The sequence below is a fragment of the Delftia sp. GW456-R20 genome (assembly GCF_001622915.1).
Taxonomy (GTDB): Bacteria; Pseudomonadota; Gammaproteobacteria; order Burkholderiales; family Burkholderiaceae_C; genus Comamonas; species Comamonas acidovorans.
Window position 1 is genome coordinate 4085320 of the sequence record NZ_LWCN01000004.1, and the last position, 19459, is coordinate 4104778.

At 68.4% G+C, this 19459-nt stretch carries 19 protein-coding genes; 8 read left to right on the forward strand and 11 right to left on the reverse strand.

Features of this window, described 5'->3' with window-relative positions; genetic code table 11:
• Positions 1 to 2: 2 nt before the first annotated feature.
• From A4F85_RS23610 to mnmG, 9 genes are all read right to left on the reverse strand, one after another.
• Entirely contained in the window at positions 3 to 2303 is a 2301-nt protein-coding gene (locus tag A4F85_RS23610) for an IPTL-CTERM sorting domain-containing protein (protein ID WP_197485507.1), read from the reverse strand.
• A gap of 336 nt (positions 2304 to 2639) precedes the next feature.
• Complete coding sequence (locus A4F85_RS23615) at positions 2640 to 3464, reverse strand: hypothetical protein (RefSeq protein WP_063327849.1); 825 nt, start codon at positions 3462 to 3464, stop codon at positions 2640 to 2642.
• 24 nt (positions 3465 to 3488) lie between these two features.
• The gene (locus A4F85_RS23620) at positions 3489 to 4523 is read right to left on the reverse strand and encodes a peptidoglycan-binding domain-containing protein (RefSeq protein WP_013799966.1); all 1035 of its coding nucleotides are present in this window, start codon (positions 4521 to 4523) and stop codon (positions 3489 to 3491) included.
• Positions 4524 to 4719: 196 nt separating this feature from the next.
• Positions 4720 to 5655, reverse strand: a complete 936-nt coding sequence (locus tag A4F85_RS23625) for a ParB/RepB/Spo0J family partition protein (RefSeq protein WP_013799965.1) — start codon at positions 5653 to 5655, stop codon at positions 4720 to 4722.
• Between the two features lie 13 nt (positions 5656 to 5668).
• Positions 5669 to 6247, reverse strand: coding sequence for an RBBP9/YdeN family alpha/beta hydrolase (locus A4F85_RS23630; protein ID WP_063327850.1), 579 nt, complete (start codon positions 6245 to 6247; stop codon positions 5669 to 5671).
• A 2-nt stretch (positions 6248 to 6249) separates the two neighbouring features.
• Complete coding sequence (locus A4F85_RS23635) at positions 6250 to 7020, reverse strand: ParA family protein (protein ID WP_034397528.1); 771 nt, start codon at positions 7018 to 7020, stop codon at positions 6250 to 6252.
• Positions 7021 to 7033: 13 nt separating this feature from the next.
• Entirely contained in the window at positions 7034 to 7648 is a 615-nt protein-coding gene (locus tag A4F85_RS23640) for a LysE family transporter (protein WP_012201988.1), read from the reverse strand.
• A 106-nt stretch (positions 7649 to 7754) separates the two neighbouring features.
• Entirely contained in the window at positions 7755 to 8414 is a 660-nt protein-coding gene (gene rsmG, locus A4F85_RS23645; RefSeq protein WP_013799961.1) for a 16S rRNA (guanine(527)-N(7))-methyltransferase RsmG, read from the reverse strand.
• Complete coding sequence (gene mnmG, locus A4F85_RS23650) at positions 8411 to 10390, reverse strand: tRNA uridine-5-carboxymethylaminomethyl(34) synthesis enzyme MnmG (RefSeq protein WP_012201986.1); 1980 nt, start codon at positions 10388 to 10390, stop codon at positions 8411 to 8413. The genes rsmG and mnmG overlap by 4 nt, the downstream gene beginning before the upstream one ends.
• 303 nt (positions 10391 to 10693) lie before the next feature.
• On the opposite strand from mnmG, the gene A4F85_RS23655 reads away from it, so the two are divergent.
• Both A4F85_RS23655 and gstA read left to right on the forward strand, forming a co-directional pair.
• Positions 10694 to 11281, forward strand: coding sequence for an NADPH-dependent FMN reductase (locus tag A4F85_RS23655; protein WP_063327851.1), 588 nt, complete (start codon positions 10694 to 10696; stop codon positions 11279 to 11281).
• 95 nt (positions 11282 to 11376) lie between these two features.
• Positions 11377 to 11985, forward strand: a complete 609-nt coding sequence (gstA, locus tag A4F85_RS23660; protein WP_013799958.1) for a glutathione transferase GstA — start codon at positions 11377 to 11379, stop codon at positions 11983 to 11985.
• A gap of 60 nt (positions 11986 to 12045) precedes the next feature.
• Here gstA and A4F85_RS23665 read toward each other — a convergent pair whose 3' ends face one another.
• The gene (locus A4F85_RS23665) at positions 12046 to 12819 is read right to left on the reverse strand and encodes an IclR family transcriptional regulator (protein ID WP_063327852.1); all 774 of its coding nucleotides are present in this window, start codon (positions 12817 to 12819) and stop codon (positions 12046 to 12048) included.
• Between the two features lie 114 nt (positions 12820 to 12933).
• On the opposite strand from A4F85_RS23665, the gene A4F85_RS23670 reads away from it, so the two are divergent.
• From A4F85_RS23670 to A4F85_RS23695, 6 genes are all read left to right on the forward strand, one after another.
• Positions 12934 to 13689, forward strand: coding sequence for an SDR family NAD(P)-dependent oxidoreductase (locus A4F85_RS23670; protein ID WP_047469596.1), 756 nt, complete (start codon positions 12934 to 12936; stop codon positions 13687 to 13689).
• A 13-nt stretch (positions 13690 to 13702) separates the two neighbouring features.
• A complete protein-coding gene (locus tag A4F85_RS23675; RefSeq protein ID WP_063327853.1) occupies positions 13703 to 14089 on the forward strand; it encodes an NIPSNAP family protein in 387 nt (128 codons plus the stop codon).
• 12 nt (positions 14090 to 14101) lie between these two features.
• The gene (locus A4F85_RS23680) at positions 14102 to 14653 is read left to right on the forward strand and encodes a VOC family protein (RefSeq protein ID WP_063327854.1); all 552 of its coding nucleotides are present in this window, start codon (positions 14102 to 14104) and stop codon (positions 14651 to 14653) included.
• An 82-nt stretch (positions 14654 to 14735) separates the two neighbouring features.
• Positions 14736 to 15710 carry a tripartite tricarboxylate transporter substrate binding protein gene (locus A4F85_RS23685; protein ID WP_063327855.1) on the forward strand — a complete coding sequence of 325 codons (975 nt, stop codon included), beginning with the start codon at positions 14736 to 14738 and terminating at the stop codon, positions 15708 to 15710.
• 4 nt (positions 15711 to 15714) lie between these two features.
• Complete coding sequence (locus A4F85_RS23690; RefSeq protein WP_063327856.1) at positions 15715 to 16296, forward strand: NADPH-dependent FMN reductase; 582 nt, start codon at positions 15715 to 15717, stop codon at positions 16294 to 16296.
• A gap of 81 nt (positions 16297 to 16377) precedes the next feature.
• Positions 16378 to 17496 carry an alkene reductase gene (locus A4F85_RS23695; RefSeq protein WP_063327857.1) on the forward strand — a complete coding sequence of 373 codons (1119 nt, stop codon included), beginning with the start codon at positions 16378 to 16380 and terminating at the stop codon, positions 17494 to 17496.
• Positions 17497 to 17600: 104 nt separating this feature from the next.
• Here A4F85_RS23695 and A4F85_RS23700 read toward each other — a convergent pair whose 3' ends face one another.
• Positions 17601 to 19295 carry a methyl-accepting chemotaxis protein gene (locus A4F85_RS23700; RefSeq protein WP_034397522.1) on the reverse strand — a complete coding sequence of 565 codons (1695 nt, stop codon included), beginning with the start codon at positions 19293 to 19295 and terminating at the stop codon, positions 17601 to 17603.
• Between the last annotated feature and the right edge of the window lie 164 nt (positions 19296 to 19459).

Consider the following 19459-nt stretch of genomic DNA (forward strand, 5'->3'; position numbering starts at 1 on the left):
GCTCAGCCCCGCACGGCGCCCGGACGGCGGCGCTGCCGCCAGGCAGCCAGCCCGCCCAGCATCAGGGCCAGGCCTGCCAGGCCCGCCGTGCCCAGCGCGGGAATCTGCTGCACCCCTGTGGCGCCCGCCAGGCGTGACTGCAGATACCAGTGGCTGCCCACCTGCACCAGCTGGTAGCTGTAGCCTCCGGCCTGCAGCGGCGCCGCCAGCACGAAGGCACCTGCAGGCGATGCCGCACCATTGACCTGCACGACCAAAATACCGTTGCCCGCGGTCGCCGCGCCCAGGCCTGCGGCGTTGGCAATGTCCAGGCGCGTGGGCGCACCTGCCGTCACGCTGCCGTTCACCACCAGGCGGTCGCTGGGCGACGCTTCATTGCCCAGTTGCGTGGCCATGGCCAGCACGCCGCCGCCGCTGTAGTTGCCTGTCACGCTCAGCGTGGTGCCGGGTACGGCCGGAGAGCCGTTCCTGGGAAGGCGCACCGTGCCCGCGTTCACCAGGCTGGCCACGGTCTGGGCCAGGCCGTCGAGATCCAGCACGCCCGAAGCCTGCACCTCATGGGCCGAAACGCTGGTCAGCACATTGGCAGCGCCGGCACGCAGACTGCCGCCCTGGACCGTGGTGGCGCCGCCGTAGCTGCCGGCAGCTTCCAGCACCAGCGTGCCGGCGCCGGCCTTGGCCAGGCCACCCGGGCCGGACAGCACCAATGCCACCGTCGCCGTCGCGCCGCTGGCCACGTTGACCGTGTTGGCTCCCGCGCCCTGCAATTCCAGGGCCGCACCCTGGAGGCGGTAGCCATCGACATCGAACTGCATGCCGGTAATGCCGATGGCCCCCGCACCGGCATCCGCCGTCACCACACCGGCCACGCCCTGGAACCGGGCCACGGTGGGGTTGGGTTGATAAGGGCCGTTGAGCGCGCCGCCCGCGCCGGTCCAGTTGCGGCCATCGGCGCGCCAGACGCCTGTGCCGCCGTTGACCACGTTGTTGTCCCTGAGCGCGGCATTGCCACCATCCCAATAGCCCAGTGCCACGCCGACCGTGGAGAGCAGGTTCACCTGCCCGGGCACAGAAGTCTGCAGGGTCAGGTTGTCCGCCACCACGCCTGGCGGCAGCGCGCCGAAGGCCAGGCTCCCGGCCAGCGTGCCGCGGTAGTCGAACAGCCGGTACACGCCTGCGCCAAAGCCGCCCAGGTCATTGATGCCAAGCGTGCCGCCCAGCGTGAGATTGCCGTTCACATCGAACAGGGCCGTGGCCGAAGGCGCTCCCAGGCCGGCCTGTACCACCGCACCGCCGCCCAGCGTCGCCAGGCCTGCAACGCTGAGCTTGCGGCCTTGCTGGCCCAGCAGCACGCCGCCGCCGGTCTGGTCCAGGTCGCCAGAGACCGTGCCCGCCCCGGTCACCACGCCGGAGCCGCTGGCCGTGACGGTGCCGCCCTGCGTGCCATCGACATCCAGCTGCCCGCCCGTGACCGACGCCGTGCCGCCAAGCGCATTGGCGACCACCAGCCGCCCCCCGGAGACCGCGGTGCTGCCCGAGAAGCCGGAGCTGTCGACCGACAGCGTGGTCGTGCCGGCCTGATGGGTGATGCGGTGCGTGCCGGGATCGACGCTGGACAGCGCAAGCGCAAAGCCCAGGTTGGCGCCCGTATGGTTGAAATGCAGGGTGCCGGTCCCCAGGCGGAAGTCGATGCGGGCCGCATCGACCACGCCGGGCGCCATGGCGGCGTCGGCCGGTCCACCTCCCACCTGGAGGGTTCCGACAGCGCCCGCGTCAGCATCCATGGTGATGGTCCCGGCGCCCCCCTGCACAGACAGCGCACCACCATCGCGCACGGTGACCGTGCCCGTTCCGTTGAAGCTGGTGAAGAAATCCTGGGTGCTGCGCCAGGCCGAGCCTGTTCCACTGATCGTCGCCGTGCCCACGCCTTCAGGGACATCGCCCAAAGCACCCACCACGCCTGACACCACGCCCCCATCTTCGACCTTCAAGGTGCCTGTGCCCCTGCCACCAATCACGAGACTGCTTGAACCGTTCCACGTGGAACCCGGGCCCCGGACGGTGACCGTGCCATTGCTGCCCAGGTCGTAGCCCACGGTGCCGACCCCGGAGTGGGTCACTGAGCCTCCGCTGTCCATGGTGAGCGTTCCCGTGCCCGTACTGCCGACGTGCAGCGTGGTGCCCGCATTCCAGCTGGGCGAGGGGTTGGGCACCTGGACAGGCACCACATCGCCGGTAGAAGTGACCGTTTGGGCCTGCGCCTGGGTGCAGCACAAGGCCACGCCCCATGCCAGGATTTTCAACACGGACCGAGGGGGCACAGGCAGCGAAAAAGAAGGCGAACGCATGCGGCTGCGGGCCGTGCATGCACGAGACAGTTCCATATCCATCTTGGCGATCTTTGTGTTTGTCATCTGCACCGCAGCCTGGCGCAGCAGATGGGTCAAGGCTTGCAGGTCCTGCATCTGTGGATGGCAGGCACAGCAAGTCTTGCGCACGTACACAAAGAGTCAATTCCGGGGAGCATGGAGAGCCTGCCTTTCTCCTGTAAGACAAAGGCGCGAAGTGTGTGGGCCCGCCGTCCGGACTCAGTGCCTGGCCCCGGCCGTGCAACGTCACGGCTGGAGCGGCACAGGCTCTCATCGGCGCTGCTGCAGCTCCCGCCGCGCCTTTTCGTAGGGCGTCTCCTCGGGCTCGGGCACATGCACCACGGCCTCGCCGGCACCGCCCAGCGGCATGCGGTAGACCCAGAGGCTATGCCGGCCCGGGCCCTGGCGCTGCCAGGAGGGCTCCACGCCGGGCAGCGCAAAGTCCAGGCTGACCAGCCAGGCGCCCTCGGGCAGCTCCGTGGCGGCCTTGACGGCCGCACGGCCCATGCTTTCGGGGCGCTGGAACAGGTAGACCATCTGGTAGCCGCTCCAGTCGGCCAGCCAGATATCGGCGCGGCGCACGCGGGCCCAGGGGCAGCGCAGCGCGCACAGCCAGCGCAGCGGCCAGCTCCACTCCATGCCGTTGAGCCGCGCCTGCGGGTACTGCCCGCGCAGCGCGCGCAGGCCGTCACCCAGGCCGCAGCCGGCATCGAGCACGGCGGCGCCGTCGGGCAGCGGCGCAGCATCGGCCAGGCCTTGCAGCGCATCGGTCGGCGTGGGAAACAGCGGCGCATCGCGCCAGGCGTTGAGCGGGTAGACCAGGGTCAGCAGACCCAGCGCCGCCAGCCACAGCCAGGGGCTGATGGCGGCCAGGCCGCCCGGCCCCCACAGCATCAGGCAGGACAGCGGAAAGCCCGCCGCCACGGCCAGGCGCCGCCACCAGGGCGTGGCCAGCAGGCTGGCGAGCACGCCCAAAAAACAGGCCGCCAGCCAGGCGGCCAGCGGCCCTAGAGTCGATTGCAGCGCGGCGTAGACAAGCCAGGCGCCCGCCCAGGCAAGAAGGGCCGGGGCCGGCCAGGGAAGGCGCCGCATCATGCGCGCCCTCCGGCCGGGAGCCGCTTATTGCTGTTGCAGTGCTTGCGAGGTGGCACGGTCGAGGCGGCCGGTCTGCGGCAGGCTCTGGTCGCGCTGGAACTCGCGCAGGGCGTTCTGGGTGTTCTTGCCCATGGAGCCGTCAGGCGTGCCTGCGGTGTAGCCCAGGGCATTGAGCTTTTGCTGGGCCGCGCGCAGCGACATGCCGGCGGCATTGGCGCCCGGAGCCGATGTCTGCGACGGTGCGGCACCGCCGTCCACGCCCAGGCGTCCGCCGCCGCCCAGGCCCTGGCCCTTGACGGTCTGCGCCTTGTAGTTGCGCAGCGAGCGCACCATCTGGTTGTAGGCGTCCATGAAGGCGGCGGCGATCACCTTGCCTTCGGCCGTGCGCGTGTAGCCGCCCAGCGAGGCGCCGGCAGAGCCGCCGAACAGCGCGCCCATGCCGCCCCAGTCGGTCTTGGAAGATGAGCCTTCGGAAGCCGACACCTGCACGCCCGAGCGGTTGTCCACCAGAGCCAGCATGACCGAAGCCTCGCGCGTCTTGGTGGCCGCAGCCAGCGCGCCGAAGATGCCGCCTGCGCGGCCGCCGATGGCGCCGCCCATGCCGCCGGCATCGCTCTGGTTGAAGATCACTTCGGGGGACAGGCCGTAGTCGGAGGCCACCATCTGGCCCTTGCCCAGGTTGCTGCCGCCGCGCATTTCGCCCGAGTCCATCAGCGCGCGTTCACGCGCCATGGCACCCATGCCGGCCGCGCCGCGTTCCACGACGATGAAGCAGTTGGACTGCTGGATCATCAGGCGCAGCAGCTGCGAGGTGGGCGGCAGGCGGTACTGCTGGGTGAGGATGGTGTACCAGCCCGCGGTCTGGTTCTCGACCAGGGAGATGGTGCCCAGCGAGGAGTCGCAACGCTCCAGCTCGGTGTTGGCGTTCTCGGCGCTGGCACCGCCTGCGGCGCCCGTGGCCACGGTCTTGGCTTCGGGCGAGCCCATGCGCATGTCGGTGGTCACGCAGCCGGTCAGCGCCACGGCAGCGATGGCAGTCAGGGCAAGATACTTCTTCACGTTGTAATCCTCTTGGTCTGGTCTAGGTGAATCAGCGCCAGGGCAATGGGCGTCCACGCACTGGCAGCGTCGCCAGTCAGCGATTACACACAATTACCCCGCATAACAGCGCGCAAATATACCGGGATTCACCCTTGCGAAAAAGCGCTGCTTTGCTGGAGAACGACAGATCACAGACGGTTACAAGCTGTTGTCATCACTCGGGTGCATCGCCGCGCAAACGTTCGATCAGCCCGTTGAGCGCATCGAGCGATCCGAACTGGATCGCCACTTCGCCCATTTCCTGCAGCTTGCCGCCACGGCGCACGGACTTCTTGATGCGCACTTCGACATCGGCCATGAGCAGGTCGGACAGCTCTTCTTCCACGCGCTTGATGTCGCGCGACTTGCCGTCCTTCTTGGACTTCTGGCGCACCAGGCTGAAGTCGGCGCCGATCTTCTTGACCAGAGCCTCGGCCTCGCGCACCGACAGCTTCTTGGCCGCGATCTGGTTGCCGGCCGTGATCTGGGCCGCGCGATCCAGCGACAGCAGGGCACGCGCATGGCCCATGTCGATGTCGCCGGCCATGAGCATGGTCTGCACCGGGTCGGCCAGGTTGAGCAGGCGCAGGATGTTGGTGGCTGCGCTGCGCGAGCGTCCCACGGCCTGGGCCGCCTGCTCGTGCGTGAGGCCGAATTCCTTGACCAGGCGCGACAGGCCCTGGGCCTCTTCCAGCGGGTTGAGGTCCTCGCGCTGGATGTTCTCGATCAGCGCCATGGCGGCGGCGGCCTCGTCGGGCACCTCGCGCACCAGCACCGGCACCTCGGCCAGGCCGGCGATGCGGGCCGCACGGAAGCGCCGCTCGCCCGCGATGATTTCGTACTTGCCGGCGTGGTCGCCCTTGGCCAGGCGGCGCACCAGGATGGGCTGCATGATGCCCTGGGCCTTGATGCTTTCGGCCAGCTCGTAGAGCGCGCCCTCGTCCATGTGGGTGCGCGGCTGGTACTGGCCGGGCACCATGACGTCGAGCTGCAGGATGCTGGGCAGGCCGGTCTCGGCCACCGGGCCGCCGCCCTCTTCCTTGTCGTGGACCTTGGGTCCGAGCAGGGCTTCCAGCCCGCGTCCCAGTCCCTTGGGTTTCTTGGTCACCATGGTGTTGTCCTTGTCAAAGCGATGCCAGCAGCGCGTGTCCGCTGTCCCAGTCGCCCAGCCCGCTGGCCGTGTTGAGATGGCCCGAAGGCCCTGCGTCGACGAAGCGTGCGCCCCAGGCATCGGCCATGGCTTGCACGCGCTGGGCGCTGCAGTAAATGTCGTTGTCGCTGCCGACCACGATGGAGGCAAACGGCAGGCGCTGCATCATCACGGGCGACCAGCCGGGCAATTGCTCGCGCAGCTGGGGCTGCTCGGTATCGCCGGGGGCCACCAGCAGCGCGCCACGCACCTTGCGGGCGGCTAGCGGCGAATGCGCCGCCCACCAGGCCACAAGGATGCAGCCCAGGCTGTGCGCCACCAGCACCACGGGGCGCGGCGCGTCGAGCACCGTCTCCTGCAGCCTGGCGCTCCAGTCGCCGCGCAGCGGGCGGTCCCAGTCGTTTTGCTCCAGGCGGCGGTAGCCGTGGCGCTGCTCCCAGCGGCTTTGCCAGTGGTCGGCGTCCGAGTTCTGCCAGCCGGGCAGCAGCCAGACGTCCTCGGCAGCCCACGCGGTCGGAACGCCCTGCCCTGCCGCTTCATGTGAACCTTGCATGGCTACATCTTCTTGATGCGGCGCACCATCTCGTGCGCGAAATCGATGAAGGCCTTGCTGCCCTTGGCGCCCGGGTCGAAGACCACGCCGGGCACGCCATAGCTGGGCGCTTCGGCCAGGCGCACGTTGCGCGGGATCACGGTGTCGAACACCTTGTCGCCGAAGTGCTCCTTGAGCTGGTCGCTGACCTGCTGTTGCAGCGTGGTGCGCGGATCGAACATCACGCGCAGCAGGCCGATGATCTGCAGGTCGGGGTTCATGTTGGCGTGCACCTGCTTGATGGTGTTGACCAGGTCGGTCAGGCCTTCGAGCGCGAAGTACTCGCACTGCATGGGCACGACCACGCCATGGGCCGCGCACAGGCCGTTCAAGGTGAGCATGGACAGGCTGGGCGGGCAGTCCACCAGCACGAAGTCGTAGTCGGCATCGACCGCCTTGAGGGCGCCCTTCAGGCGATCGTTGCGGCGCTCCAGGGTGACCAGCTCGATCTCGGCGCCGCTGAGTTCGCGGTTGGCGCCCAGCACGTCGTAGCCCACGGCATCGGAACGCACGGCGGCTTCCTTGACGCTGGCGTTCTCCAGCAGCACGTCGTAGACCGACAGCTCCAGCGCACGCTTGTCCACGCCCGAGCCCATGGTGGCATTGCCCTGCGGGTCCAGGTCGATCATCAGCACGCGCTGGCCGACCTTGGCCAGGCCCGCTGCAAGGTTGACGGCGGTGGTGGTCTTGCCGACCCCGCCCTTTTGGTTGGCGACACAGAAGATTTTGGCCATGGTATTTACACGCTTATTTGGCGATGGCCAGCTTGAGGCCAAAACCGATCAGGAACACGCCCGCAGTCTTTTCGAGAACCCGGGAAACCGCAGGATTGGCGCGCATGCGCTCGGCCAGATGCGCGGTCAGCAGCACCACGATCAGGCAATAGAGAAAGGTCAGCGCGGCCACCGTGGCCGCCATCACCGCGAACGTGAGCAGGCCCTGGTGGCTTGCGGGATCCACGAACAGCGGGAAGAAGGCCATGTAGAACACGATGGACTTGGGGTTCATCAGGGTGATCAGGCCGGCCTGGCGAAAGTAGTGGCGCGGCTCGATGTGCAGCACGGGTTTGTCGCCGGGCTTGGCGGTGAGCATCCTGAAACCCAGCCAGCCCAGGTAGGCGGCGCCCAGCCACTGCACGGCATGGAAGGCCGTGGGATAGGAGGCCAGCAGCGCGGCAACGCCCGCCACGGCCATCCAGATCAGCACCTGGTCGGCCGCCAGCACGCCGGCGCAGGCCGCCATTCCGGCACGTATGCCGCCCTTGCCGGTGGAGGTGATCAGCGCCAGATTGCCTGGCCCCGGAATCAGCAAAAACAGAAGAATGGCAACAACGAATGCGCTGAAATCGGAGATGCCGAACATGCTGACCCCTGAGCGATGAAAGCTGGGAGTTTATGCGAGGGCCATGGCCAGCGCATGTGGAACATGGCCCCGCCGCAACGCGGCAGTGTGCCATTCGGTAAAAAAATCAGGCGCAAACGCGCAGCCAGAGGATGCAGCGCTCGGCATCCAGGCCCGGCACCTTCAATGGTTCCACGTGAAACACCTGCACGTCGGCGGGCAGCGCGGCGATTTCATCGTCGGGGTGCTTGCCCTTCATGGCCAGCCAGGTGCCGCCCTCCTCCAGCGCCTGACGCGACCAGCTGGTGAAGTCCACCAGCGAGGCAAAGGCACGGCAGCTGATCAGCGGATACCGCGTGGTCAGCTGCTCCACGCGGCTGTGGATGCCGCGCAGGTTGGGCAGGCGCAGCGTGGCCGCTGCCTGCTGGATGAAGGCCGCCTTCTTGCCCACCGTGTCCACGCAGTGCACGTCGATCTGCGGGCAGCAGATGGCAAAGACCACGCCGGGCAGGCCGCCGCCCGAGCCCACGTCCAGCATGGCGGTGCGGCCTTCGCGCGCAGGCATCTGTGCCAGATGGCGCTGCAGCGCCGGCACGGCAGCCAGGCTGTCGAGCAGGTGATGGGTCAGCATCTCCTGCGGATCACGCACGGCCGTGAGGTTGTAGACCTTGTTCCACTTGCCCAGCAGGGCCTGGAATTCCATCAGCGTATCGATCTGGGCGGGGGTGAGGTCCAGCCCCAGCGCCTGCAGGCCGGCTTCGAGCGGAGCGCGCAGTTCCTGGCTCATGCGGATGCCTCCTCGCCCTTCGCGTCAGTCACATCCGGTGCAAAGCCCCGAAAGCCGCCCTTCTTCAGATGCACCATCAGCAGCGAGATCGCCGCCGGCGTCACACCCGACATGCGCGACGCCTGGCCCAAGGTTTCGGGCCTGTGCTTTTGCAGCGACTGGCGCACCTCGAAGGACAGGGCAGGCACCTGCATGTAGTCCAGCTCGGCCGGCAGGCGCAGGTTCTCGAAGTGGGCGGCGCGCTGCACCTCGTCCTTCTGGCGGTCGATGTAGCCTGCGTACTTGGCCGCGATTTCCACCTGCTCGACCACGGAGGCGCTGAGATCGCCCAGCACGTCGGGCTGCACATCGGCCGAGGCATAGCGGCCCTCGTTCAGGCTCATCAGCTTGCCGTAGCCCACATCGGGCCGGCGCAGCAGGTCGAACAGGTTGTACTCGCGCTCGATGGACTTGCCCAGCACACGCTCCGATTCCTCGGGCGTAACGATGCGCGGATTGACCCAGGTGGACTTCAGGCGCTCTGTTTCACGTGAAACAGCATCGCGCTTGCGGCTGAAGGCATCCCAGCGCGCATCGTCCACCAGGCCCATGGCGCGGCCGGCCTCGGTCAGGCGCATGTCGGCGTTGTCCTCGCGCAGCTGCAGCCGGAACTCGGCGCGGCTGGTGAACATGCGGTAGGGCTCGGTCACGCCCTTGGTGATCAGGTCATCGACCAGCACGCCCAGATAGGCCTCGTCGCGGCGCGGCAGCCAGGCTTCCTGGCCGCGGCACTGCAGCGCGGCGTTGAGGCCGGCGAACAGGCCCTGGGCCGCCGCTTCCTCGTAGCCGGTCGTGCCGTTGATCTGGCCCGCGAAGAACAGGCCCTGGATCTGGCGCGTCTCAAAGCTGCTCTTGAGCGAGCGCGGATCGAAGTAGTCGTACTCGATGGCGTAGCCGGGGCGCAGGATATGCGCGTTCTCCAGCCCCTTCATGCTGCGCACCAGTTCGTACTGGATGTCGAAGGGCAGGCTGGTGGAGATGCCGTTGGGATAGAACTCGTTGGTGGTCAGGCCTTCGGGCTCCAGGAAGATCTGGTGGCTTTCCTTGTCGGCAAAGCGATTGATCTTGTCCTCGACGCTGGGGCAGTAGCGCGGGCCCACGCCCTCGATCTTGCCCGTGAACATGGGGCTGCGGTCAAAGCCGCTGCGGATGATGTCGTGCGTGCGCTCGTTGGTGTGGGTGATCCAGCAAGGCATCTGGCGCGGGTGCATGGCCGCATTGCCGATGAAGCTGAACACCGGCAGCACGCCTTCGTTGACACCGCCGGGCATGCCGTCGCCGGGCTGCTCCTCGCACTGCGAGAAATCGATGCTGCGGCCATCCAGGCGCGGCGGCGTGCCGGTCTTCAGGCGCCCCTGGGGCAGCTGCAGCTCCTTGAGCCGCGACGACAGGCTGACGGCCGGCGGATCGCCCGCGCGGCCTGCCGCGTAGTTGTTCAGGCCCACGTGGATCTTGCCGTCCAGGAAGGTGCCCGCCGTGAGCACCACGGTGCGGCTGCGAAAGCGCACGCCCACCTGGGTGACGGCGCCCACCACGCGGTCGCCCTCGACCATGAGGTCATCCACCGCCTGCTGGAACAGCCACAGGTTGGGCTGGTTCTCCAGCATGTCGCGGATGGCGGCCTTGTAGAGAATGCGGTCGGCCTGGGCGCGCGTGGCACGCACGGCCGGGCCCTTGGAGCTGTTGAGGATGCGGAACTGTATGCCGCCGATATCGGTGGCCAGCGCCATCGCGCCGCCCAGCGCATCCACTTCCTTGACCAGATGGCCCTTGCCGATCCCGCCGATGCTGGGATTGCAGCTCATCTGGCCCAGGGTCTCGATGTTGTGGCTCAGCAGCAGCGTCCTGCAGCCCATGCGCGCAGCCGCCAGCGCGGCCTCGGTGCCGGCGTGGCCGCCACCGACCACGATCACATCAAATTCCTGTGGGTACAACATGCTTATCACTCCGGGGGCCTGCCCGGCCCAAGCCCCCGACACGGAGCACTCACGCTCCGGCGCTCATGGCAGGCGGCCCTCGTTCATGTAGCGAGGGGAACCCAGCGGGGAACCCGCGATTTTCCCACCTTTGCCGCACCAATGCCTTGCAAGGGGTCGGCCGGCCCCGCCACCGGGCCGGCACTGTACCGGTGTTCCACGTGAAACACGTGTGGCGGACCAGCGTGTACACCGCAGGATGCTGCGCGCCGCCACCCGCAGGGCGGCCCGCTTGCAAGAAACATGTGCAGGGCCTGTGATGCAATGGCGGCCATGCAGATCCTCATCTTCGCGGGCAGTACCCGCCAACAATCGCACAACCGGCGCCTGGCCGCCGCCGCCGCCGACATGGCGCGCGAACTGGGCGCCCAGCCCACGCTGCTGGAGCTGTCGGATTTCGACATCCCCATGTACAACGCCGACCTGGAGGCCAGCGGCACGCCGCCCGACGTGCTGCGCTTCAAGGCCGCGCTGCACAGCCACCCGGCCTGGCTGATCTGCTCGCCCGAGTACAACGGCAGCTACCCTGCCCTGCTCAAGAACGCCATTGACTGGGCTTCCAGCCCCGTGGCCGGTGATCCGGTCTGGTCCGATGGCACCCTGCCCTTTCGCGGCAAGGTCGTGGGCATGGCCAGCGCCTCGCCCGGCGGCCTGGGCGGCCTGCGCGCCCAGTCGCACCTGGCGCCGCTGCTGCTGAACCTGCAGTGCTGGCTGGCCCCCGTGAGCCATGCCGTGGGCCAGGCAGGCCAGGCCTTTGACGAGGCCGGCCGCCTGCAGCGCCCCCAGGACCAGCAGGGCATGAAGGCCGTGCTGGAACAGGTGCTCTGGGCTGCACAGCGCCTGTCGGCCTGAACCCTGCCGCCAGCGCGGTCCCATCATGCGCAGCCCCTGCACATGGGGTTAGCATGGGCGCTTGTCTTTCTTACCCTGATCGGAAGCCATCCACCATGAAGCTCTACTACAGCCCTGGCGCCTGCTCTCTGTCTCCCCACATCGTCCTGCACGAGGCAGGCTTGGCCTACGAGCCGGTCCTGGCCAGCACCAAGACGCACAAGCTGCAGGACGGCACGGACTACTACGGCATCAACCCGCTGGGCTATGTTCCCTTCCTCGTGCTCGACGACGGCGACACGCTGCATGAAGGCCCGGCCATCGTCCAGTACCTGGCCGATCTGGTCCCCGAGAAGAAGCTGGCGCCTGCCAACGGCACCATGGCCCGCTACCACCTTCAGGAGTGGCTGAACTTCATCGGCACCGAGCTGCACAAGGGCTTCGGCCCCCTGTTCAACCCCGCCACGCCCGACGACTACAAGCCCGTGGTGCGCCAGCGCGTGCTGGACCGCCTCAAGTGGGTGGACGGCGAGCTCAATGGCCGCGACTACCTGATGGGCGAGCAGTTCACCGTGGCCGACGCCTACCTGTTCACCGTGACGGGCTGGGCCCAGTTCGTGGGCGTGGACATCTCCGAGCTGACCAACCTCCTGGCCTACCGCGAGCGCGTGCTGGCCCGCCCTGCCGTGCAGGCCGCGATGAAGGCCGAAGGCCTGCTCAAGTAAGCAGCGCCGAGCCCGGGCTCGGCGGCACAAGGGGCCGGCTGGTGTGAACCAGCCGGCCCCTTATCTTTTGCGCGTGCGGATGCGCAGCTCTATCTGGGCCGCCGCAGCGCGCACCTGCTGGGCGATGCGCCGCACGCGCGCCGCCGTCATGCGCTGGGTCAGCGCGGCCACGCTGACCGCCCCCATGGCCTGGCCCATGCTGTCGCAAAAATGCGCGCCCACGGCCGTCACGCCCAGGCTCACGCGGTTCTGTATCACGGCCACGCCTGCGCGGGCCGTTTCCTCGCAGGCCAGGCGCAGCCCCGCATCGGTGAGCTTGCCAAAGGCCGGCAGGGCGGGCGCCACGCGCTCGATGATGGCCTCGCGCTCCTCGGGCGCAATGGCGGCCAGCACGGCCAGCCCCCCGGCGCCCACACCCAGCGGGCGCCGGCTGCCGACCTGCAGCACCAGCGTGCGTATGGGGAAGTCGCCTTCGAGCCGGTGCAGGCACACGGCCTCGAATCCGCTGCGCACCACCAGGTAGGCCGTGTCCTCGGTTTCACGTGACAGCGCCGCCATGGCCGGCTCGCACAGGTCGCGTATGTCGTGCAGCATCGACCCGGCCAGGCCCAGCTCGAAGGCCAGCGGCCCCAGCCGGTAGCGGTGGGTCTGGGCGTCGTGCACCACCAGGCGCTCGGCAATCAGCTGCTTGAGGATGCGGTGGGCCGAAGGGTGGGGCACGCCGGATTTCTCGGCCAGTTCGCTGAGCGGGCAACCGCGCGCGCCCCCGGTCGCCAGCAGCTTGAGAAAGGCCACGCCCCGCTTGAGGGAGCCGGCATCGGACGATGAGGTCATGTTCGTTTATCGGACAACTGAGTGGCGCCGCCGGGCGATTTGAAAACAATCGGAATGGCCGATCAACCACGGCCCGGCCAGGGCACGGCAAGGCCGGGCGCCACGGATTTCCGAATGATGCAACTCTCCCATCCGCCATTGCAAGACAGAATCGCCGTCGTCACCGGCGCCAGCAGCGGCATAGGCGCCGCCACGGCGCGGGCCCTGGCCCGCGAGGGCGCCACCGTCGTGATCGGCTACCACCAGGGCCGCGACCGCGCCCAGGCGCTGCGCGAGGAACTGCCGGGCAGCCACCACACGCTGCAGCTGTCGCTGCAAGACGAGGCCAGCCACGCCACCGCCGCCCAGTGGCTGCAGCAGCACCTGGGCCGGGTGGACCTGCTGGTCAACTGCGCGGGCTTCACCGAGCGCATCGCGCACGCGCAGATCGATGCGCTGGAGCCCGCGCTGTTCAATCGCATCCTGTGCGCCAACGTGGGCGGCACCTATGCCGTGACGCGGGCCCTGCTGCCGCTGCTGCGCGCCTCGCAGGACGCCGCCGTGGTCAACGTGTCCTCGGTCTCCGCCTTCACGGGCCTGGGCAGCAACATGGCCTATTGCGCCGCCAAGGCCGCGCTGGACACGCTGACGGTGTCCATGGCGCGCGCCTTCGGCCCGGTGCGCTTTCTCTGCGTCTCGCCCGCCGCCGTGGACACGGGCTTCGTCGGGGGCCGCAGCCGCCAGGAGCTGGAGAAAAAGGCCGCGCACACGCCGCTGGGCCGCGTGGTCGAGCCCGGCGATGTGGCGCAGGCCATCCTCGCCTGCGCCACGCATCTGCGCACGGCCACGGGCACGCGCATCGTGATCGACGGCGGCCACAGCCTCGGTTGAAAGAAGGCACGGCATGCTCGTCGAACAACGCACCTACACCGCCCACCCCGGCAAATGGCGGGACTACCTGGCGCTCTACCAGGCCGAGGGCCTGGAGCTGCAGCAGCGCATTCTGGGCCGCATGGTCGGCTACTACACCAGCGACTCGGGGCCGCTCAACCAGATCGTCCACCTGTGGGCCTATACGGACCTGAACGAGCGCGCCGAGCGCCGCGCGCGCCTGCTGGCCGAGCCACGCTGGCAGGCCTATGTCGCGCGCATGCTGCCGCTGCTGCAAAGCCAGGAATCGAAGTTCCTGGTCCCGGCCCCCTTCTTCCAGCCCCAGTGGAGCGGCTGCCAGGAGCCGCTCCACGGCGCCACAGGCCCCGCGTCCACTTCCGGCCCCCTTTCCACCGACTGACAGGAGACATCCATGCTGTGCAAAAAGCTTCACCACGCCGCCTACCGCTGCAAGGACGCGGCCGAGACCGTGCGCTTCTATACCGAGGTGCTGGGCCTGCGCTTCACCCACGCCATGGGCGAGGACCATGTGCCCTCCACGGGCCAGTACAGCCCGCACATCCACATCTTTTTCGAGATGGAGGACGGCAGCTCCATCGCCTTCTTCGAGTGCCCCAGGGACCCGGGCCAGATGAAGGACATGGAGTCGCCGGGCTGGATACAGCACTTCGCCTTCGAGGCCGCCGACGTGGACACCGTGCTGCGCGCCCGGCAGGACCTGCTGGACCGGGGCATTGACGTGGTGGGCCCCACCAACCACGACGACTTCATCACCTCCATCTACTTCTTCGACCCTTCGGGCCACCGCCTGGAGCTGACCGCACGCACGGCCGACGCGGCGCGCCACCAGGTCTTCGAGCAGGAGGCCATGCAGGTGCTGGCCCTGTGGAACGAGACCCGCGACTGGTCGCAGCGCGAAAAGCTCTACGGCGCCCAGACCGGCTACGCACGCGCGGACCGCTAGCCGCAACGCCAGCGAGGCCAGCCAAGCAAGCCAAGCCACTGGACACAGCCACAGCGTGCAATACAAAAAAAGGAGACATGACATGACTGCCATCACCCGACGCACGGCCCTGCTTGCAGGCGTCGCCTCACTCGCCCTGCCCACGGCCCGGGCCCAGGGCGGTTTTCCCAACCGGCCCATTCAATTGATCCACGGCTTTGGCGCGGGCGGCAACGCCGACGTGGTGGCCCGGCTCGTGGCCCAGAAGCTGCAGGAATCGCTCAGACAGCCCGTGGTGGTGGAGATCAAGAGCGGCGCGGGCGGCTCCATTGCCAGCAACTTCGTGGCCAAGGCGGTGCCGGACGGCTACAGCCTGGTCATGCTCACGGGCGCGCACACCGTGTCGGCCGCGCTGCGCAAATCGCTGCCCTACGACGCGGTCAAGGATTTCGCCTTTGTCTCCACCGTCTCGTCCTTTCCCTTCGTGGTGGCCGTGCGTGCCGAGCATCCCGCCAGGACCCTGGCCGATCTGCTGGCCATGGCCCGCAAGGAGCCGGGACGCATCACCTTCACCTCGGTGGGCGTGGGATCCACCCAGCACATGGCCGGCGAGCTGCTGGGCTCCACGGCCAAGGTACAGCTGCTGCACGTGCCCTACCGGGGCGGCGGCGCACCCGTGCAGGCCGTGATAGCAGGCGATGTGGACGTGCTCAGCGACACGCTGACCGTGGCCATGCCGCACATCAAGTCGGGCCGGCTGCGCGCCCTGGCCGTCACCAGCGCCCAGGCCTGGCCCACCCTGCCCGAGGTGCCGCCGGCCTCGGCCGTGCTGCCCGGCTTCGAGGTGCGCTCCTGGCTGGGCCTGGCCGCGCCCGCAGGCACGCCCGCCGACGTGGTGCAAAGGCTGGCCGCCGAAACCCACAAGGCCCTGAAGGAGCCCGACCTGCTCCAGGCCCTGGCCAGCGCCGGCAGCGCGGCCACGCCCTGCAGCCCCGAGGAGATGCGTGGCATGGTGGGCGCCGAGATCGCGCGCTGGCGCGGCGTCATCCAGCAGGTCGGCATTCCGCTGCAGGCCTGACGCCATGGACATCATCGGCCTGTGCGGCAGCCTGCGCCGCCATTCACTGAACCGCATGCTGCTGGAGCTGGCGGGCGAATGCCTGGCGCCCCAGGCCACGATGCAGGTCTGCGACTGGCGCGCGCTGCCGCCGCTGGATGCCGACTTGCTGGCCACGGGCATGCCCGAATCCGTGCACCAGTTGCGCGAGCGCATCCGCCGTGCCGACGCCGTGGTGCTGGCAACTCCCGAGTACAACTTCTCCATTCCAGGCATGTTCAAGAATGCGCTGGACTGGATCTCGCGTGGCGACGACCAACCCTTTCGGCACAAGCCCGTGGCCCTTGTCTCGGCCTCGCCCGGCCCGCTGGGCGGGGCGCGCGTGCAGTACGAACTGCGCAAGGTATTGCAGTGCATGGAAGCCGACGTGCTGGCTCGGCCCGAGGTCTTCGTGGGCCAGGCGGCGCAGAAATTCGACAGCCAGGGCCTGTGCACCGATGCCGCCACGCGCAGCTTCGTGACGGCGCAGATGCAGGCGCTGGGGCGACTCGTGGCACAGCACCGTCGCCTGCACGACAGCGCGCAAATCCCTGGCCTGCACGATTGATTCCATGGGCGTAATCTGTGCCGTACGCCGCGCCGCCCGCACGGGTGGCGCTTTTGCTTCACGCACAGAAAGCCCCGTTGCATGACCTCTCTGTTCGAACCCATACAGGCCGGCGAGCTGCGCCTGCCCAACCGCATCGCCATGGCGCCGCTGACGCGCAACCGCGCACCCCAGGCCCTGCCCAACGACATCATGGTCACCTACTACGCCCAGCGCGCCAGCGCCGGCCTGCTGATCAGCGAAGGCACGGCCATCAGCCACCAGGGCCAGGGCTATGCCCATGTGCCGGGCCTGTACGGCAGCGAGCAGCTCGACGGCTGGAAGCGCGTGACCGACGCCGTGCACAAGGCCGGCGGGCGCATCGTCACCCAGCTGTGGCATGTGGGCCGGGTCTCGCACACCTCGCTGCAGCCCGAAGGCCAGGCGCCCGTGGGGCCGTCCCCGGTGGCGGCCAGATCCAAGACCTATGTGATCGACGAGGACTCGGGCAAGGGCCAGTTCGTGCCCACCTCCGCGCCGCGCGCGCTCGCCCAGCACGAGCTTCCCGCCATCGTCCACAGCTTCGCCGTGGCCGCGCGCAATGCCGTGGAGACGGCCGGTTTCGACGGCGTGGAGCTGCACGGCGCCAACGGCTATCTGCTGGACCAGTTCCTCAAGACCGGCGCCAACCAGCGCGATGACGACTACGGCGGCAGCATCGAGAACCGCGCCCGCCTGCTGCTCGAATGCACGCGCGCCGCTGCCGATGCCGTGGGCGGCGGCCGCGTGGGCATCCGCCTGTCGCCCGTGACGCCGGCCAACGACATCGCCGATGCCGACCCCCAGCCGCTGTTCGAATACGTGGTGCGCCAGCTGGCGCCGCTGGGCCTGGCCTACATCCACATCATCGAAGGCTCCACCGGCGGCCCGCGTGAATTGCCCGACCGGCCCTTCGACTACGCGGCGCTCAAATCCGCCTACCGCGAGGCCGGGGGCCAGGGCGCCTGGATGGTCAACAACGGCTATGACCGCGACATGGCGCTGCGCGCCGTGGAAAGCGGCCACGCCGATATCGTGGCCTTCGGCAAGGCCTTCATCTCCAACCCCGACCTGGTCCACCGCCTGCGTGACGACCTGCCGCTGAACCCCTGGAACTCCAGCCTGTTCTACGGAGGCGGCGCCGAGGGCTATACCGACTACCCGTTCGCGCGCCAGGCCTGATTTGCGGCGCTGCAAAGCAAAAAGCCCGCAGGCCATGCCTGCGGGCTTTTTCGTTCGCGCGATTCACGGGGTCACGTGAAACAGGGCCGCTGGCCCCTGACTTCTCAGGCGTGTTCCAGCAGCTGGGTCTCGCGGGCCGAAGCCAGCGGGGCGCGGCCGGCAGCCGGGGCCAGGCCGGGCTTGCCCTGGCCGGGACGGCCATAGGAAGCATGCGAGCCCATGGACGCCACGGCCGCACCGGCAATGCGGAACTGGCCCACCACCTGCGCCAGGCGCGCGGCCTGCTCGCGCAGCGACTCGGCGGCGGCAGCCGATTCCTCGACCAGGGCTGCGTTCTGCTGCGTCATGCGGTCGATGTCGCCCACGGCCTGGTTGACCTGGCCGATGCCGCCCGACTGCTCGCTGGAAGCCGCCGTGATCTCGCCAATGATGTCGCCCACGCGCTGCACGCTGTCCACGATTTCCTTCATGGTCTTGCCAGCATCCTCCACCTGGCGCACGCCCACGTCCACGGCCTGCACGCTGGTCTGGATCAGCGCCTTGATCTCGCTGGCCGCCTGGGCCGAGCGCTGGGCCAGGGATCGCACCTCGGCCGCCACCACGGCAAAGCCGCGGCCCTGCTCGCCGGCGCGCGCCGCTTCCACGGCGGCGTTCAGCGCCAGGATGTTGGTCTGGAAGGCGATGGAGTCGATCAGGCCGATGATGTCGCCGATCTTGCGGCTGGAGGTCGTGATCTCCTGCATGCTCACCACGGCCTGGGCCACCACGTCGCCACCGCGCGTGGCCGTGGTCGAGGCAGAGGCCGCCAGCTGGTTGGCCAGCTGCGAGGACGATGCCGTCTGCTGCACCGTGGCTGTGAGCTGGGACAGCGAGGCCACGGTCTCCTGCACATTGCTGGCCGTCTGCTCGGTGCGCGAGGACAGGTCCTGGTTGCCCGTGGCGATCTCCTGGCTGGCCGTGGCGATGTTGCCGCTGGCGTCGCGCACCTGGGTCACCATGGAGCCCAGGCTCTGCTGCATCTGGTCCAGCGCGCGCTGCAGATCGGCCACCTCGTCCTTGCCCTCCACCTTCACGCTCTGCGACAGATCGCCCTGGGCAATGGTCAGCGCCGTCTGGCGCGCCTGCACCAGGGGGCGGCAGATGGACAGCATGTTCATCAGCGTCAGCGGCACCACCACCAGCACCGTGAGCACCACGGCCGCCACGAAGATCCACTGCGTCTGCTCGGCCACGCCCTGCTCCTCCGCGGCCATGGCATCGACCTGCTGGCGCAGCAGCTGGTCCAGCTGGGCGATGAGCTTTTCGACCTCGGCCACCTCGGCCATGGCCTTGCCGCTCATGCGGTTGGCCGTGGTCGCCGTGTCATAGCCACCGGCCTCCAGCTGTCGCGCAATGTGCTCGAACTGCTGGCGGTAGCGGTCCACGCGCTCGGAGATGCCGCTGACGATGGCGTCGTCGGCCGGGTCCTCGTCCTTCAGAAAGCGCTCGGCCACGGATTTCACGCGGTCGATGGCGGCCAGCCACTGGGTGTGGGCCTTGCGCACCTCTTCGGCACGCTCGTACTGGATGATCATGTCCTTTTCATGGGCGCGCACGGCACCCAGCTCGGCGCGCAACTCCACCATGTAGCCCATCTTGGCGTACGAGGTATGCATGAACTGCTGACTCATGCCATGGATGCGGAACATGCCCAGCATCCCGGCTCCGCCCAGCAGACCCAGCAGTACCAGCACCATGGCGATGGCACCCAGCATCCGCGTGCGGATCGTGAAAGCCCGCATCATTCCCAACAAGTTCATGACCGTTTTCCTCTCTGTCAGTCAAGGCGCCCGCACGGTCTCCAAATGCATAGCGCCAACGTAAATACAAATTGTTGCAGTTTGTCAGATGATCGCCAATGGCCTATGACGGTTTTTGCCTATTCACGGCTCTTTTCGATCTATCGGCCATTGCAGCGGATCAT